General features: G+C 63.2%; 11 protein-coding genes and 1 pseudogene. 4 read left to right on the top strand and 8 right to left on the bottom strand.

Features of this window, described 5'->3' with window-relative positions:
• On the bottom strand, nucleotides 1–1521 hold a 1521-nt coding region (locus MAXJ12_RS25515; protein WP_008838959.1), incomplete at its 3' end, for a tripartite tricarboxylate transporter permease.
• A 12-nt stretch (nucleotides 1522–1533) separates the two neighbouring features.
• Nucleotides 1534–2496 carry a tripartite tricarboxylate transporter substrate binding protein gene (locus MAXJ12_RS25510; RefSeq protein WP_008838958.1) on the bottom strand — a complete coding sequence of 321 codons (963 nt, stop codon included), beginning with the start codon at nucleotides 2494–2496 and terminating at the stop codon, nucleotides 1534–1536.
• A 249-nt stretch (nucleotides 2497–2745) separates the two neighbouring features.
• Here MAXJ12_RS25510 and MAXJ12_RS25505 point away from each other — a divergent pair, with 249 nt between their 5' ends.
• Together MAXJ12_RS25505 and MAXJ12_RS25500 are read left to right on the top strand one after the other, a co-directional pair.
• The gene (locus MAXJ12_RS25505; RefSeq protein ID WP_008838957.1) at nucleotides 2746–3648 is read left to right on the top strand and encodes a LysR family transcriptional regulator; all 903 of its coding nucleotides are present in this window, start codon (nucleotides 2746–2748) and stop codon (nucleotides 3646–3648) included.
• A 360-nt stretch (nucleotides 3649–4008) separates the two neighbouring features.
• Entirely contained in the window at nucleotides 4009–4878 is an 870-nt protein-coding gene (locus MAXJ12_RS25500) for an adenylate/guanylate cyclase domain-containing protein (RefSeq protein WP_008838956.1), read from the top strand.
• On the opposite strand, the gene MAXJ12_RS25495 is transcribed toward MAXJ12_RS25500, so the two are convergent.
• Entirely contained in the window at nucleotides 4851–5666 is an 816-nt protein-coding gene (locus MAXJ12_RS25495; protein WP_008838955.1) for a SapC family protein, read from the bottom strand. The genes MAXJ12_RS25500 and MAXJ12_RS25495 overlap by 28 nt on opposite strands.
• 176 nt (nucleotides 5667–5842) lie before the next feature.
• Between MAXJ12_RS25495 and MAXJ12_RS25490 the strand changes: the two genes are divergently transcribed.
• Entirely contained in the window at nucleotides 5843–6130 is a 288-nt protein-coding gene (locus MAXJ12_RS25490) for a DUF6916 family protein (protein ID WP_008838954.1), read from the top strand.
• Here the strand turns inward: MAXJ12_RS25490 and MAXJ12_RS25485 are convergent.
• A complete protein-coding gene (locus MAXJ12_RS25485) occupies nucleotides 6123–6656 on the bottom strand; it encodes a GNAT family N-acetyltransferase (RefSeq protein ID WP_008838953.1) in 534 nt (177 codons plus the stop codon). The two genes, MAXJ12_RS25490 and MAXJ12_RS25485, sit on opposite strands and share 8 nt — an antisense overlap.
• Nucleotides 6657–6723: 67 nt before the next feature.
• On the opposite strand from MAXJ12_RS25485, the gene MAXJ12_RS25480 reads away from it, so the two are divergent.
• Complete coding sequence (locus tag MAXJ12_RS25480) at nucleotides 6724–7305, top strand: 2OG-Fe(II) oxygenase (protein WP_008838952.1); 582 nt, start codon at nucleotides 6724–6726, stop codon at nucleotides 7303–7305.
• Nucleotides 7306–7325: 20 nt separating this feature from the next.
• Here MAXJ12_RS25480 and MAXJ12_RS25475 read toward each other — a convergent pair whose 3' ends face one another.
• The 4 genes and pseudogenes from MAXJ12_RS25475 to MAXJ12_RS37800 form a co-directional block, all read right to left on the bottom strand.
• The gene (locus MAXJ12_RS25475) at nucleotides 7326–7850 is read right to left on the bottom strand and encodes a phage tail protein (protein WP_008838951.1); all 525 of its coding nucleotides are present in this window, start codon (nucleotides 7848–7850) and stop codon (nucleotides 7326–7328) included.
• Between the two features lie 9 nt (nucleotides 7851–7859).
• Nucleotides 7860–8363, bottom strand: a complete 504-nt coding sequence (locus tag MAXJ12_RS25470; RefSeq protein ID WP_040587983.1) for a phage tail protein — start codon at nucleotides 8361–8363, stop codon at nucleotides 7860–7862.
• Between the two features lie 9 nt (nucleotides 8364–8372).
• Nucleotides 8373–8843: a phage tail protein gene (locus MAXJ12_RS25465; protein ID WP_008838949.1), complete on the bottom strand. Its 471-nt coding sequence runs from the start codon at nucleotides 8841–8843 to the stop codon at nucleotides 8373–8375.
• A gap of 192 nt (nucleotides 8844–9035) precedes the next feature.
• Nucleotides 9036–16588 (bottom strand): annotated as a pseudogene (locus MAXJ12_RS37800) (S-layer family protein); the annotation flags it as partial.

Raw genomic sequence — 16588 nt, 5'->3', positions numbered from 1 at the left:
GTGTGTAGCCACTTCTGTCAGGGCGGCGGCGCCCCGTTTCCTGGCTCGGTAGTCGGCCCAGAAGGGATAGAGCAGCGTGATCAGCGCGGCGAGAACGATGGCGATGCTGATCGGACGGCCGAAGAACATGCCGAACAGGTTTCCGGTCGCATTGCCGATGAGATAGCTCTGCACGAACCCCTGCTCGGCAATCGAGCCGAGCACCAGCCCCAGCACGATCGGCGAGGGTGAGAAGCCGTACCGGTTGATGAACCAGGCGATGATGCCGATCCCCAGCATGAGCTGGGTGTCCTGCACGTTCGAATGAACGGCGAAGGAGCCGATGACAGTCAGGAACGCTACCGTCGGGACCAGGAGCGATTTCGGGAAGGCGATGACCGACTTGTAGGCATAGCGCCCGATCAGCAGGCCCGCCGGCAGCATCAGGATGGTTGCGATCAGAAGGCCGTAGATGAAGGTGTAGACGATGTGCCCTTCGGACGCGAATAATGTTGGCCCGATCTTGATGCCCTGGACCAGTAGCGCGCCAAGGATGATGGCGTCGGGTGGGGTGCCCGGGATGCCGAGCACCAGGGTGGGGATGAAGCCGCCACCGACCGTGGCATTGTTGGCCGCCTCGGTGGCGATGACGCCGTCGGGCTCACCCTTGCCGAAATAGGCTGCACGTGGCGATGACCTGCGCGCCTCGGAATAGCTGACGAGGCCGGCGATCGAGCCACCGGCCCCGGGGAGGATGCCGATGACGGTTCCGATCACCGAGGAGCGGGCGACGTTGAACTTCTGGCGCCAGCAGATGTCGGCCGCTTCGCCGAACCTGATCCCGTCGGCGCCGCCGGTGATCTTGAGATGCGGATCCTTGGTAGCCACGAGGTCGATGATCACCGGCACGCAGTAGAGGCCGATCAACGCGGCGACATAGTCGATACCGCCGAGGAAAGCTTGCGAACCGAGCGTATAACGCACGTCGCCGCCCACGACGGCGACGCCGACCATGGACATGAGAAGGCCGAGACACGCGCCGATCAGCCCCTTCAGCGTGTTGCCGACCGAGAGCGCCGAAATCAGGGTCAGGCCGAAAATGGCAAGCCAGAAGTATTCCGAAGGACCGAAGACAAGCGCCACCTTGGCGAGCGGCGGAGCGAGCAGCAGAAGGCTGAGCGTCCCCACCAGCCCGCCCACCACCGAGGCGATGGTGGCAAGCGTGATGGCAAGGCCTCCATCGCCTCGCCGGGCCATGGGATAGCCATCAAAAGTGGTGGCGATGGAGGATGGAGTCCCCGGTGTGTTGACCAGGATCGCCGCAAAGGCCCCGCCGTAGATAGCGCCCGTATAGATTGCGCCAAGCGCGATCAGGCCCGCGGCGGGGTTCATGGTGAAGGTGAACGGAACCAGAACGGCCACCGCCATCGTCGCCGACAGTCCCGGAAGAGCCCCGATGATCGTCCCCAGCACCACGCCGCCGAGGGCGAGCACCAGATTGAACGGGCTGAGCGCGTCCAGGAAATAGCCGAACAGTTCCATCCGGCGTTCTCCCTACTTGCCGATGCCGAGGGCCTCGGCGCCCGCAGCGTATTCTGCCTTCATCTCCTCCATGAACGCGTCCATCTTGTCGTAGGTGATGTCGGTCAGCACGAAGCCTCCGTCTTCCATCTTCTTCTTGAAGTCGGGGTGTTCGTTGATCTGTTGGACAATGTCGGAGATGCGCTGGCGCAGTTCTTCCGGGGTGGAGTCGGGCACTGCTACGCCACGATAGGCCCCGCCGGCCATGTCATAGCCGAGTTCCTTGAAGGTCGGCACGTCCGGGAAGGCCGGCAGCCGCTCGTCGGAGGCCACGGCGAGCATCCTGAGGTCCTCGCCCACGTTCACTCCGGATGTCACGTAGTTGAAGCCGGCGATGGTCTGTCCGCCGAGGATCGCCGTCATTGACGGACCGGTGCCCGAGAAGGGCACATAGGTGGTGGTGATGCCGGCCAGTTTGTCGAACTTGGCCTGACCGAGATTATTGGCCGAATTGGCGCCCGAACCGGCAAAGGTCACCATTCCGGGGTTTTCCTTCGCATAGGCTACGAGTTGTTCGAGCGTTTTGAACTCGCTGTCCTTCTGCACGAAGATCGCATTCGGCGTATAGTGGAAATAGTGGACGGGCGTCAGCTCGTCGGTGGCATAGCCGACCGAGCCTTCCATCGGCTGCAGCACCGTGTGCGGCAGGTTGATGCCCATGATCGTATAGCCGTCGCCCTCTATCTGGTTAAGCTGCGACCATGCCTGCGCGCCGCCGGCGCCGGGCTGGTATTGGATGACCACGTCCTGTTCGGTGACATCCTTCCAGACGCTCTGCTGGTAGCGCGCGGAGACATCGGATTCACCACCGGCATTGAACGGGATGATGTAGGTCATCGGCTTGGTCGGAAACTCTTCGACCGGTTGTGCTGGGGCCGGCAGGGCAGTCAGCAACGCAAGCGCTGTGCCTGCGACGAGGGTCAATTTGATATTCATGGTTATCCTCCCAGAGATCATCCCCGAAGAAAATGTCGGGGACGCTTGTTTCAAGAAAAAGCTTCGGCAGGCAGGCAGCATGCCGACCTACATTGTCTGCGCATCAGGACTTCCTTCCTCATCGAACTGCGCATCCCTTGGGACCGACACGGTCCATCGGCGACGCCGACACGTTAACTTCTGAAATCTACGTTTGGAAATTCCGATATTTCACTTCATTATTGCGTTTGATGAACGAATGGAGATGACATGAGCGGCGAGAGCGACATGCGGTTCTTCACGGTGGTCGCACAGCGCAACAGCCTGACACAGGCCGCCCTCGAACTCGGAATTACAGCCTCAGCGGTCAGTCGCCGGCTTGCCCGGATCGAGGACAGACTGGGGGTGCGGTTGGTCAACCGCACCACGCGACGGCTCAGCCTGACCAGCGAGGGCGAGGCCTATCTTTCAGTCTCGCACGAGATCATCAACCGTATCGCGGCTGCCGAGGAAGCGATTATCTCGGCGCGAGGCGAACCGCAGGGGCTTTTGCGGATCAACGCGACGTTCCAGTTCGGCCGCGAGTACATCGCGCCCGCGATCTCGAAATTCTCCATCCGGTATCCGCAGGTGCAGGTGCAACTGGTGCTCACGGACGCGCCGCTGAATCTGATCGAGGACGGGTTCGATTTGCAGATCCGCTTCGGGCCGCCCACGGCGACGCGGCACGTGACGGCTCTGCTCCTGCGCAACAGGCGGATGCTGGTTGCCGCGCCGTCCTATCTGGCGGCCCGCGGCGTTCCACGCCGGTTGGCCGATCTCGCGCACCACTCGTGCATCGTTCTTCGCCAGGAACATGCGGCCTACGACATCTGGAGGCTGGGCGACGACCAAGGCGTGCGCGTTGCCGGCGCGCTGGCGACCAATGACGGCGAGATCGCCGTCTCCTGGGTGCTCGACGGCCATGGTATCATGCTGCGATCGGAATGGGACATCGCCCCGCATGTCAGATCAGGCCGGTTGCAGATCGTTCTGCCGCGCCACTACACTCAGGCCGACATCATGGCCGTCTACCCGGAGCGGCTGAACCTTTCGGCGAAAGTGCGGATGTTCGTCGATCTGCTGCGCGAGGAGCTCAAACCGAAGACGCAGGAATTGCAGCTTGCCCGATAGACATAACTGCGCAGAGGCTTGGCGCTCGCGAGCCGCTTCGCCACGCTCGCTCGCACGAGGCCGTAGCGTTGATGGCGCGCTCGCAAGACAATGCCCCAACGGCAGCTCTTGGCATGTAGTGCAGGCCTTCATCCTTTGACTCTAGAGTGACCGCTAAGGGTCATGACTTTCTCTTGACCTACCGTCAGGGAAGGTCGGCAAAGGGGGCGACACCTGCCGGAGCCTGAACGTCCACGGTTCGGAGAACCGTCGGGAACGGCGGTTTAGTTCAATAGCGCATCTGGTTCGCCCGAGCGACCGATCGGAATGACGGCTCGCCACCCTGATCGGGCCTACGACTCCGGCACCAAGTGTCAGACGTTGACGAGTTTCTCCCCTGGACAGGAAAAGCGTCGCTGGAGGCTGGAGGAGCAGGATGGCGATGGCGGGTTCGCCATTCTGGCCGGCTTCAAGAAGGCCGGCGCCACCGACCATTTCGCGGCTCTTCTCGCCTTTCAGAACGAGGCAGCCCCGAGCATGCCGGGGCTGGTGCTTTCCTTTACCACCGACCGCCCGGCCGGTTTCACCGACGGCGAGCTCGCCATGCTGGGCAGGCTGAGCCCGCTGATCGGCCTCGCAGCCTACCGCATCGCCCTGCTCGACCTCGCCGCCGATATGCTCGACACCTATGTCGGCCTGTCCGCCGGGCGGCGCGTACTAAACGGAGAAATACGCCGCGGCTTGGGCGACACAATCTACGCCGCCTTGCTGTTTGCCGATTTGCGCGGTTTCACCAGCCTGGCCGATACGATGCCCGCCGAAAAACTGATTGCCAGGCTTGACGAACATTTCGACGCCATGGCCGAACCAGTGGCTGAGCGCGGCGGCGAGGTGCTGAAGTTCATGGGCGACGGGCTGCTGGCGGTATTTCACATTGCTCCGGCGGCTCACCTGATGAGGCTTGCGCCGCCGCGGTGGCCGCTGCGCAGGAAGCCCTGTCACGCAATTTACGCGGTGAATGAACGCCATGCCGGCGAAACACGGCTCGACCTCGACATCGGTCTCCATCTCGGCGAAGTCTTCTACCGTGCGGCAAGCTCGGCGTGCCGTTGCTGTTCTCGGAAGGCTTCGCGGCGGCCTGTGGACGCAAGGTGCGTTGACTCGGCAGCCACGCGCTGCGGGGACTGTCGCACGAACGCGAACTGTTCACGCTCGCCTGATTGTCAGCGGGCTTTCCTCAGCGTCGCCTGATAAGCCAGCGCGTTCCAGCTGTGGGACGATGCAAGGTGACAGTAGATCAGCGCCAGCGCGCCGGATTTCCTCAGATCCAGGAAATCGCCGTCGGAAAGTGCATTGAGCGCGGCCTCATCCACCACCTGGAAATCGGTGAGGTTCAGCACTTCCTTGTTTTCCAGCGTGACCGTGCTGCGGCGCGTGACGAACAGGCCCAGCGCACCGATCTTCGCGATCATCACGCGCGTGGCGTTGTATCCGATCTGGTACTGGTTGCAGAATTCCAGCGCGCCGCTGGTCGCTTGGGTCGGTTCGGCGCCGTTGAAGAGGGGCGTGGTGACGGTGTTGTCGCCACCGATCAGCGGCGCCGCCCCGGTCTCCACGATACGGTCGCTCTCGCGGTCTATGCACAATGTCAGCTTGCCCGGTTGCTGCGCATCCTCGGCCAGCACGAACGGATAGCGGCGGACATAGGCCGGGACATAATGGGGCGCGCTCCAGGATCCGTCCGGCTCGACAAACAGGTTCTCGTGCTGACGCAGCCCGGTGATCACCACCGGCGCCTTTTGCGGGCCGACGAAGACAATCGGATAGGAGCGCATTGCGGCCGGCATTTCGGACGCCATGATCGGAAGCGCGTGCGCCAAGGCCGCGAAACCGAAATCCGGCCTGATGACGAGGCTGAGCGTGCCGTGCCGATTTGGAGTCACCGCCTCTGGGGTTTTGTAGAACATCGGCAATTGCGGCGATTGCGCACCGGCCTTGCCGGCGGCGCCCGTTGTCCCGCTTCCGTTGGTGTCGGCCATGATTTGCACTCCCGCTCGTTACGTCTCTCCCCGCCGCCTTCTAGACCAAACAGCCGGTAAAGTCAGACCCCATTTGAATATTCGAGCACAGGCCGCCAGCCTCGAACCCTTCGCTATGGACAGCATCCTTTCGCCACGCGAAACTGCCGCCGATTGTAGCGGCCCCGCAGGACACCATGATCGAAAACCTGACGATTTCCCAATTCGAACCTCATCTCGGCGAGGTTTTCGCAGTAGCCGGCAACGGCGCGGACATTGCCTTGACGTTGAAGGCGGCAAGGCCGCTGGGCGCAGCCTTGCGGGAAGGCGGCGCCTTCGCGCTCCACTTCCTGGGACCGCCCACGCCCCCGCTGCGGCAATCCATCTATCGGCTCAGCCATGCGGCGCTGGGCACTTTGGATCTGTTCATCGTTCCGGTGGGCAAGGACAATTCCGGCATCCTTTACGAAGCGATCTTCACCTAGGGACGGGGCGGCGCTCCAGCAGCAGATAGACGCCCTTGTCCTCCGCGAGGTCGAACCCCAGCCTGCGATAGAGCGCAAGCGCCGGGTTCATTCGCTCGACATGGATGCTGACGAACCTGTCGCCCGCCCGGTCGATCAGGTCGCCGAGCGCGGCCGTGCCAAAACCCCTGCCCCGCGCTCCCGGCAGAAAGGCGATGTCGATGATGCGGCACTCACGGGCCCAGTGAACGAGATAAAGCCGGCCGATCGCCACTCCGTCCTGCTCGACGATCAGCCATTCCGCGCCCGGATAGTGGCGCATGTAATGCTGGTGCTGCGCCGCAAATTGCTGGGCGAGGAATTCCTGCTTGGCGGCCTCGGGCCAGCCGGTCTGGGCGAGCTCTTCCATGCGCGTGGACGCGTAGAGCGTGGAGAGGAAGCCGAGATCGCTCTCGCCGATCGGCCGAAGAGAAAGGCCAAGAGCGACAATGCGTCGCCAATCGCCACCGGCTGGCGTGACGGCTTGCGTGGCCGTAGGATCAGCCATGCGATGCCACCCTTGCCGGGGCGCTTGAACGAAACAACGCCGCCGGCGGGTCGAAAAGCGAGGGCCCATGATCGATTTCATCGAGATCGCAGGCGTGTTGGACGAGGCCGAGTGCAGAGCGCTGCGCGCCGAAATTGGCGCGGCGTCGGGCGGCCCCGCCGGCCTGATGGGGCGCCCCGACCGGCAGCCCGCATGGCAGGAGGTGCGCAGGACAAGACGCGCGCAGGTATCGCCGGAGATGGAAGCCAGCGTGATCGGCCTGCTGACGGCGCAGAGGCAAACGCTGGAACGGCATTTCGGCCTGCCGCTCAGCGTCTGCGAGAAACCGCAGTTCCTGCACTACCGGGAGGGCGATTTCTTCGTGCCGCACCAGGACGGCAACACGCCGCTCATCTTCGACGAGTCGCGATTTCGCAGGATCTCGGCGGTGATATTCCTCAACCTTCAGTCGGACGATCGATCGGCCGGAACCTACGCGGGGGGCTCGCTCGTGCTGCATGGCCCTTACAGCGGTCCGGATCTGCGCGTTGCGATGCAGGCGACGCCGGGCTCGCTCGTGGCTTTTCGGTCGGAGACGACGCATGAGGTCACCCCGGTCACCCATGGCGAGCGTTTCACCGTGGTCTCCTGGTATCGCGGCATGGGATGATCGGCGCGGCGTCTTCCCGCTCACGGACGCGGCGGGAAGACACCCTGCAGCGCGATGCAGAAATAGCATGTCAGATAAGGCTGCAGATTGTTGTGCGGCTGGTCGCCGCCGGCGGGAGCCAGCGTTTGATCCGACATCGGGACAATTGGCGCCCCTGTAGGAGGTATATATGTGTTGCCGCTCGACAGGCGGGCAAAGCTGTTGCCGACAGGATTGGTCCTGTTGCCAGGCGCGTTTTGGGCCGTCACCGAGTGGCTATGCGCCGGCATTTCGGATTCGAGCAAGGTGACCGTCTCCGATCCGCCCGTCTCGCCAAGGTCGTGGAGTGAAAGGCCAGGTCCCTGCCCCGGATGCATCGGCGCGCGCCCCTGCAGGTCAGGCAGCGCGAAATTCGACTTGCCGTTGCCGCCATAGGTCGTGCCGAGCAGTGAAAACAAGGCCGTGTTCTGTGATAGCGGCAGAAGCTGGCCGTCGCACCACGCCCAGCCCTTGGGCGCGAAATTGAACGGAAAAATGCGAATCTCGGCGACAAAGGGGTCGGCCATGATGTCCTCTCAGGTCGGGCTCGCGAAAATCCCGAACAGCGAGATAATGAAGCTGATGCACAGATAGGGCTGGAAATTGGTGTGCGGCTGGCTTCCGCCAGTCGAACCTACCATTTGCGGGGCCATCGGCGCATTTGGACTGGCGCTCTGAAACATGCTGATCGCCGATGATTCGCCGACGAGGTTATTGCCCGGATTGGGATCGTTCGCGACCGCGTTGGCTCCCAGGAACGGATGAGTATGCGACGCGATCTGGTTGACCGTCAGCGTGATTTCCTCGGCGCCGCCATTCTCGGCCAGGATAAAGCCGTTGCCTTGGTGAATCGGAATCCGCCCTCGCAAATCGGGTAAGGCGAAGGTCGATTGACCGTCGCCGCCATACGTCGTCCCGATCAACTGGAACAGCGTCTCGTTCTCCGAGATAGGCAGAAGCTGACCTTCGCAAAACATCCAACCGGCCGGCGCGAAATTGCCGCCGAACATGCGTATTTCGCCAACATAAGGCTGTGCCATCGATGCCTCCTAGTTCGGCGAGGGGAAGATGCCCTGAAGGGCGATACAGAAGCTCAAAGTCAGGAACGGCTGCATGTTAAGATGCGCCTGGCTGCCGCCGGTATTAGCCGTAGTCGCCGGATTGAGGGCGCCGAGGCTTGTCGGGGCGATATAGGGATTGGCTGGCGCAGCCCGAGCCGGCAAATTGCCCGCCGCAATTGGTGCAGTGGCGTCGCTGGGCGATGCGTTGGCGGTGTGCGTGTGAGTAGGCAGTTCCGCGATCGACAGCGTGTGCGCCTGCTCGCCTCCACGCTCGCCGAGCGTGTGGCCTGAACCGACATGGATGGGGGTGCGCCCCCGATAGTCAGGCAGTGCGAAATTCACTCGGCCATCGCCGCCGAAGGTCGTTCCGAGCAGCGAAAACAGCGCCTGGTTCTGGTTGATCGGAAGCAGTTGTCCGTTGCAAAGAGCCCACCCTTTGGGCGGGAAAACGAAAGACATGATCCGAATTTCCGACAGAAACGGCTCCGCCACGACATATCCCCCTCAATTCTCTGAAAACAGAATACACACGCCTGCGGTGAAGTCTACAGCCTTCCATTAAAATAACGGAACGATGCCTATTAAAAGAACTGGTGATCGGCGAACGGTTGGTTAACCATACGTTAAAAACACTTCGACTGCGCAACGGAATTACTCAATCAGAGACGCCGAATAGTAAGTATCCTGCGGACTGTATATGATATTTGGGAGCCGGCGTTCGCCGGTTGTCAGCCAGCCATACATCAGGGTCGAGCTCAGATCGGTCGCGTATGTGTCGCCAATGCCCAGAACATGTCCCATCTCATGCATGATCGTCGTCAGGAGATCGTACTGGCCCGCAGGAGCCTGCGTTCCGTCCGCAAGCAGTTGCGTGTCGCTGGACTGGTTGGCGAACTCCTCGTCGGTCAGCGGCGTAGCATCGACATACCAACCGGCGCCATTGCCGTCGTCATCGAGGCGGACATGGTTACCCTCGGCGAGACCGAGATAGTTGCCGTCAAGATCGGCGATCTCGAACGTCACCGCGTTGAGCGCCGCGAGCTGTTCGTCGCTCAGTCCGGTTGCGGCCCAGCGTTCGATGGCCGCGGCGATAAGGCTGTCCAGCGTATCGCCGGTGAGCACGTGTCCCCAAAGATCCTCGCCGATGGCTTCGACACCACCGGACGCGGCCATCAGTGGCGTCGGCACGGGCGGCGGCGTATTGATCGGCCCGGCGATGAGGTCGATGCCGACGGCAGCGACGCTGCCAGTGTTGGTACTCGACAACTGAGCGGTAGCGTTGGCCGCACCAGTCGTATTGATCAACTGGCCGATTCCGTCCTGACCTTCATTGGGGGTGCCGTCGCCGTCGTACTCGTAGAACTGTATGTGGCCGGACGTCAGATCGAATGCCGCCGTACCCGGCACTGTATTGCCGCGAATGTCGGCGCGCACGATCGGTGCGGTCGCGAAAGACCCCGACTGGTTGTCGGCTTCCACCGAGATCGCCGCCAGCGCGAAGCCGCCACCGCCGGTGACGTTGTCGACAACGTTGTTGGTGATCGTGACGTCATGGGTGATTTGGGGACCGAGCGCAGCGGTCGGACCGCGGAAGGCCACTGTAATACCACGGTTGCCGAACGGGCCGGCGCCCGTGACATCATTGTTGTCGATGAGCAGCGTCGCATCCGTTCGTCCCTGGATAACGATCGAGATCCCGCTGATGTCTTCCTGGTTTGTGTTGATGGTATTGCCGGAGATCGTGCCGACGATGGTTCCCCCCGTCGACTGCGATGACGAGAACACGTTGACAGCTTGAAGAACGTTGTCGACCGTGTTCGGCGTGGTGATGTTGTTGTTGACCAGATAAAATTCGAGATTGCTCGAGCCGTCCTGCGTAAAGCTGGCGTGGATACCGTTGGCATTGAAGGTGTTTCCGCTCACCACGAAATCCGAGATTGTGGCTGTGTCGTGTGCCTGCACTTCCAGCGCGCGCTGCGGCGAGTTGTTGGCGAACGTGTTTCCGGTGAGGAAGGCCTCTGTGATGGTCGAGGTGCCGGACGCCTCAAAAAGGAACGAATTGGCGCCGGACGTGTCGTTGAGATTGTTGAAGCTGCTGTTGGTGACCGTCAGGTTGGCGATCGTGCCGGATGTGTTGCGGATGTGCACGTTGTTGTGCGCGTTGCCGCTGATCGAGCTGGCAAGGATCGAAACGTTGCCGGTAACGCCGACAACTGCTCCGGCAGCTTCGCCAAATTGCAGGCCATCGTCGGTGGTGCTGTTGCCGTTGCCGGTTATGTTGGAACGGTTGAGCGTGAAGTTGACGACGCCGACGCCATGGATGCCATCATCGCCGCCGTTCGTGACGTTGATTTGATCCAGTGACACATCACGTGTGCTCGCGAGCAAGATCCCAGCCCCGGTCGAGCCATTGATGACGCCACCGGAGCCGTTGGCCGTGGCGCCGCCGTCGCCCGTCACCGTCAGCCCACCGTGAACACCTGCCGTCGTCCCGGTGTTATTGAGCACGATGCCGCTGGCGGCGCCGCTCGACGAGATCGACTGGAACGTGACGCCGGCGGCGCCGATGTTGGTGTTGACGACGTTCAGCGCCGTACCGCTGCCCGAATTGATGGTGTTGCCGGCGCCTGTCGCCGTCACCGTGCCACCGCCGGTGGCGCTGAAGCCGGTGGAGTTGCTGGCGCTGGTGTTGATGGTCAGCGTGTTGGTGAAATTGATCGTGGTGCCGTTGGTACCGCCATTGCTGGCCAGGCCGATGCCGTCGCTGCTGCCGTTCGAGGTTATGGCGCCGTCGAAGGAGATCGTGCTGGCGCCGCCGCCCGTGCCCGTATGGTTCTGGACGAGGACGGCGACCGCATTGCCGGAGTGCGTAATGCTGCCGTTGTAGTCGATATTGGCGCTGCCGCCCGATACGGAAAATGCAGAACCGGTGGCGCCGCTCAGCGCGCCGGCGCCAAGGTTCACCGTACCGGTGACGTTGGTCATTGAGACGTTTTGCGTACCGCCGGTCGACGTGGTCGAGGCGAAGTTGATGCCGGCGGCGACGCCGCTCAGGTTCACCGCCTGGGCGGTCGTTGCATTTACCGTTCCCGCCGTCACGTTGACGGTGCCACCGCCGGTGGCGGAAAAGCCGGTCGTGCCGCTGGTGACGATATCGATGTTAGAGAAGCTGGTTGTGGTGTTCACGTTGGCGAGCGAGACCGCCTCGCCGGTGAGCCTCGTGCCCACGCCGAGGTCGACGGCGCCGGTAAAGCTCACTGTGTTCGAGGCGGTCGCGCCCGAAACGCTGATGCCGTTCGCCGCCCCGTTGGACACAACCGTGCCGGCGAAGGTGAAGCTGCCGCCGGCCCGGTCGGCGATCGAAACCGCAGTCCCCGTGGTGATATCGATCGAGCTGGTTGCGGCGAAGTTGAAGGTGGCGTTGCCCCCGACGATGCTCAGCGCGGCGCCGCCGGTGCCGGCGATGTCGATATTGGCCGCGTTGACCGTTCCCGTAGGTCCGGTCAAGACGCCGCCGAAGGATATGCCACCGCCTGCCGCGCCCGAAATCGAGATGTTGGTCAGCGTCGTCGTGCCGCTGACGTTGTCGAGCCGGAACGCAACGCCCGTCGCGCCGGTGCTGGTGACGTTGGTGATCGTCGTGCCGGCGGCGTTCAGGAACACATCCGACGCATTGCCCGAGAAGATGACATTGTCGATCGTCGTGTTGGTCGACGGCGTGATCTCGATGCCGAAACTGTCGAAGTTGCGGATCGTCATGTTGGAGATGGTCGTGCCGGTGGCGCCGGCGCCATTGTCGATGAGGCCGCGCGCGGCGCCCGCCGGGTTGCCGTCGAGGATGAAGCCGTCGATGCGGTTGCCGCTCGCCCCGAGCGTGATCGCGTTGTTGCCGGCGCTCGTCGTCAGCGTCGCGGCACCCCCGCCGGTCGGGTCGGCGATCGCGATGTTGGTGCTGGCGAGCTGGATCGTGCTTGGCACCGTCAGCGCCAGATTGATCGTGCCGTTGCCGAAGCCGCGCACCTGCTCGCTGCTGTCGAGGACAAGCGTGTCGTTGCCGTTCGAGCCGGCAGCCGAGATGATGCCGCCGTCGTCGATCAGGACAAGAACGTCCTCGGGGCCGGAAGCCGCCTCGGCGGTCGCCAGCGTTGCGCGGTTGGAAGCGTCGCGTCCGCTGCCGTCGCCGGTCGCGGTCGCCGCGACGAAGTAGATGTCGCCGACTCCGAAGCCGTTGCCGGGGCTGGCTGCGAATCCGACGTCCTGGAAATTATAGGTCCCGGCAACAGGCGCGCTGGTCGCGTCGATGCCGACAATGGCGCTGATCGTCGATTGCTGGTTCGTCGCCGATTCGCCGTCGCCGAAGATGAAGGCGGCGTTGGTTGCGGCGTTGAGGAAGACGCCGGTGTTGACGCCGGCAATCGAGCTGAAGGCCGGATTGGCGACAGTCGCGTCACCAAGCCGTACGATTTGTCCGCCGGTCGTGCCGCGCAGATCGACACCGATCGACGTGCCTGCGGCTGCCGCGTTGGTGACGTCGAGATCCTCTGCCGTGACGGCGGCCGAAAGTGCGGCTCCGTTGAGGTCGAAGGCAATCGCAGCCGAATTGTTGAGCGAAATGTCGAGATCGGAGATGGAAAGGGCCGCGCCGAGCGCTGTGTTGATGTCGACGCCGCGCGAGGTGACGTTCTGCAGGTCGACCGTTCCAAGCACGATGCCACCGCCGGCCGAAGTGACCGATGTGAGATTGATGCCGGTCGCCGCGCCATTGACCCCGACGGTGGCGAAGTTTATGCCGCCGCTGCCGACGGCCACGCCGCTGAGGTCGATGGCGGTCCCGGTCGTCGTTGAGATCGTGTTGTCCGCCCCGCCGACGCTGATCGTGCCGCCGGTCGCCACAAAGCCGCGGCCCGTCGTCGCGGTGATGTCGAGGCCGGCGAAGGAGACCGCCGCGCCGGCATTGCCGGTCAGGAGGACGGCGTCGGCCGCGCCGCTGGACAGCGTAAGTTGATCAGCGAACGTGACAGCCGAACCGGCGGCCCTGGAGTCAACGATGACCCGGCCAGCGGTGAGCGTGCCAGCCGGACCGCCATTTGGCAGCATGCCGCGCGTGATGGTGATGTCACCCGAACCGCCGGAGACGTCGAGCAAAGTGCCGGCGATGGCGATGTCGTTGTTCTGGATGAAAGTATCCGAGGCAACGTTGGTCAGGTCGAAGGCGATCCTGCCCTGCCCGACGCCGATGATGGTGACGCCCTCGATCGTGATGTCGTTGCCAGCGGCGACCGTGGACGCAGCAAAAACGGCGCTGCCCACCACGCCCGAACTCAGGTCGAACGTCGTGTGCCGGATCTCGTTTCCGCCGGCGAGCGTGAACAGAGTGTCCGTACCGGCAATGATTGCCTCATTGCCGGTGACACCGCCGCCGGTCGAGCCGAGATTGCCGAAAACGTTGGTCGGCTGGATCGTGCCGAAGGACACGATGTTGCCGTTGCCGAAACCGGTGATCGACTGGCCGGCATCCAGGTCGAAGCCGGCTGCCGCGAAATCTATCGGCCCGACAAAGGCGAAGATCGTGCCGGCCGCCGTCAGCGCATCCGCATCGGCCAGCGAAATCGTGTTGATGGTCTGGCTGAGGCCGAAGTCGCCGACGGTAATCTGTCCGCCATTCTGCGAAACAAAGGTCGCCGAATCGGGCGCGACCACCAGATTGGCGTCGCCCGTGAAGGACACATCGTCGAAATCGTAGGTTCCCGAAGTCGGATCAAGGCCTACGGTGTTGACCGTGAAGCCGCCAGCCGCCGCCGCGATCGTTGAATTACGTCCGTTGGGCACAGCCGAGCTGCCGTCGCCAAATGTGAAATTGGCGTTGGCGGTCGTCGCGGTGGTCTGGCCGCTGGACAGGTCGACGCCGATGCCGATGTTGGCGATCGAAGAGCCGGTGGCGAAATTGACGACACGATTGTTAAGTGTCGACGAGAGATCGATGCCTCTGCCTGTGAGCGCGCCAGTGCCGGTGATCGCGGTGACCCCGAAGGTCGCGGTGGTGTCGCTGCCGGTGAAATCGATACCAGTCTGGCCCGCGCCGACGCCAGCGATCGTCGTCTGCCCGAAAGTAACATCGGCGTTGGCGCCGGTTACGCGAATGCCCGCTGTATTTCCTGACGCGCCCAAGGCGACATTCGTCGTGCCGAAGGTCAGCGCCCCCGAATTGCCGTTGACCAGTATGCCATTACCGCCACTACCATCGAGAGTGACCGCGCCAAAATCGACGGTGCCCGCGACGCCGGAAACCGATAGCGCGTTGCCAGTCGCGCCGGTGATCGAAAGGGCTGCGGTGACGTCAAGGGCAGCGCCGGCGCCCAATCCGGCAACCACTGCGTTGCCGCCGCCGGTGGCCGTCAAATTGGTACCAGTGAAGCTGATGGTGCCGGCGGTCGGAGCCGTGATATTGCCTATGGCGAAAAGCTGTGAACCGCCGCTGGCCATAACATCGCCCGAGATCGTGATGGCGCCGGACGTGCCGTCGATTTCAACGGCCTGGCCCGAACCGGAATGGGAAATCGCGGCGGAAACGGCAACTGTCGCGGCCCCTCCATCAATGTCGAGCGCGTCCGAGACACCGGAATGGCTGAGCGACCCTCCGTTGATCGTCACAGTGCCGGCTGAATTGATGACAGTCAGCGCGTCGGAATCGGTTGTGCTGACGGCAAGGTCGGTCAGCGTAATGGCGCTCGCGGCCGCCTGGTTGGCGACCCTGATACCAAAACCTGTCGGAGAAGAGGTCGCCCCGATAGTGCCACCGCCGACAGAGACCGCACCCGTCGGGCTGTCTATGTCAATGCCGCGACCGGCTGTGCCGTCGATATCGACGGTGGTGAAGGCGACGGCGCCAATGGCGCCGTTGAGGTTGATGCCGTGACCAGACGTGTTGTCGATCGTGGCCGAGGCGAAGTTGAATGTCGCGGCCGAGCCGCCGGAGATCTCGATGCCGTTGCTGCCGGCGCCATCGGTATCGGCAACCGTTACGGCACCGCCACTGAAGGCCCCACCATCGACATTCGAGAGCAGGACAGAGTCGCCAAAAACTATGCCGGTCGACGCAAGGCTCGCGAAGGAGACGCCCCCAGCGCCCACCGAAACATCAGTGAAGGCTAGAATGCGGCCGGTTTGGGTGGCAATGGTGTTGCCGGCACCGGCGACTGAAATCGTCCCGCCGCCGGTGGCGTTGAAGCCGACACCCGAGGTCGTGGCAATTTGCAGCCCGTTGAAGTTGATCGCGGCGCCGGCATTGCCGGTGAGCGCGATGGCGTCGGCGGTGCCGGTACTGGCGCTTATCAGCCCGCCAAACGTGACACTGCCACCGGTCATTGCGTCAACGCGCACGGCACTCGCGGCGTTGTTCTGCGTGATCGTACCATTGTAGTTCACGGTCACGGTAGACCCGCCGACCGAGAACGCGGCGCCGCCGGTGTTGGCGATGGAACTCGCGGCACCGAAAGTGAGCGCTCCACTCGACCCGTTGAGGATGGTGATGCCAGTGCCGGCGCCTCCAGCAATGTCGAGATCGGCGAAACTGGCCGTGCCGTCGAAATTGTCGGCAAGCAGGCCGGCATTTGCGGCGCCGGCCACCGTCGTGGTGCCGGTGAAGTTTACCGTCGCGGCCGTGTTGGCAAGCACGATGCCGCTCTGGACGGGACCGGTTATGTTGAGGTTGTCGATCGTGAGGGTCCCGAGCGCACCATCGAGGAAGAGGCCCGTCGCTGCGCCGCGGATCTCGACGCCGGAACTGTTGAACCCGGCGATGCCACCCGTTCCGTCGATCGCCGTCGCATTGGAGGCGACTATGAGGTTCGAGACGATGTTTCCGTCGGCAAGATCGATGGCGCTGCCGCCGAGTGTATTGTCGAGCGTCGGCGCGCCAAACCCGAACGGATCCGCCTGCGTGGCACCGGAGACGACGTTGACACCCGTCACGTTTGGCGGCGGGCTGCCCAATGCAACCGCCGCGCCGTTGGCGAATGACACGAGCGACTGGCCGGTGGCCAGCGTGAAGCCATCCGCGTCGGTGCCGATGGTCTGGTTGATCGCGGTGCCGACCAGGACAAATATCGTGTTTGCGCTGGTCGTCAGCGCATCCGCATCATCGGCATCGATGAGGTCGTCGACGCTGGAGCCGTCTCCCGTGCCAGTGTCCGACGCCCCGACGA

The sequence above is a fragment of the Mesorhizobium alhagi CCNWXJ12-2 genome (genome assembly GCF_000236565.1).
GTDB lineage: Bacteria > Pseudomonadota > Alphaproteobacteria > Rhizobiales > Rhizobiaceae > Allomesorhizobium > Allomesorhizobium alhagi.
The sequence above is the reverse complement of the archived record's forward strand: the minus strand, read 5'-3'. Positions and strand labels throughout refer to the sequence as shown.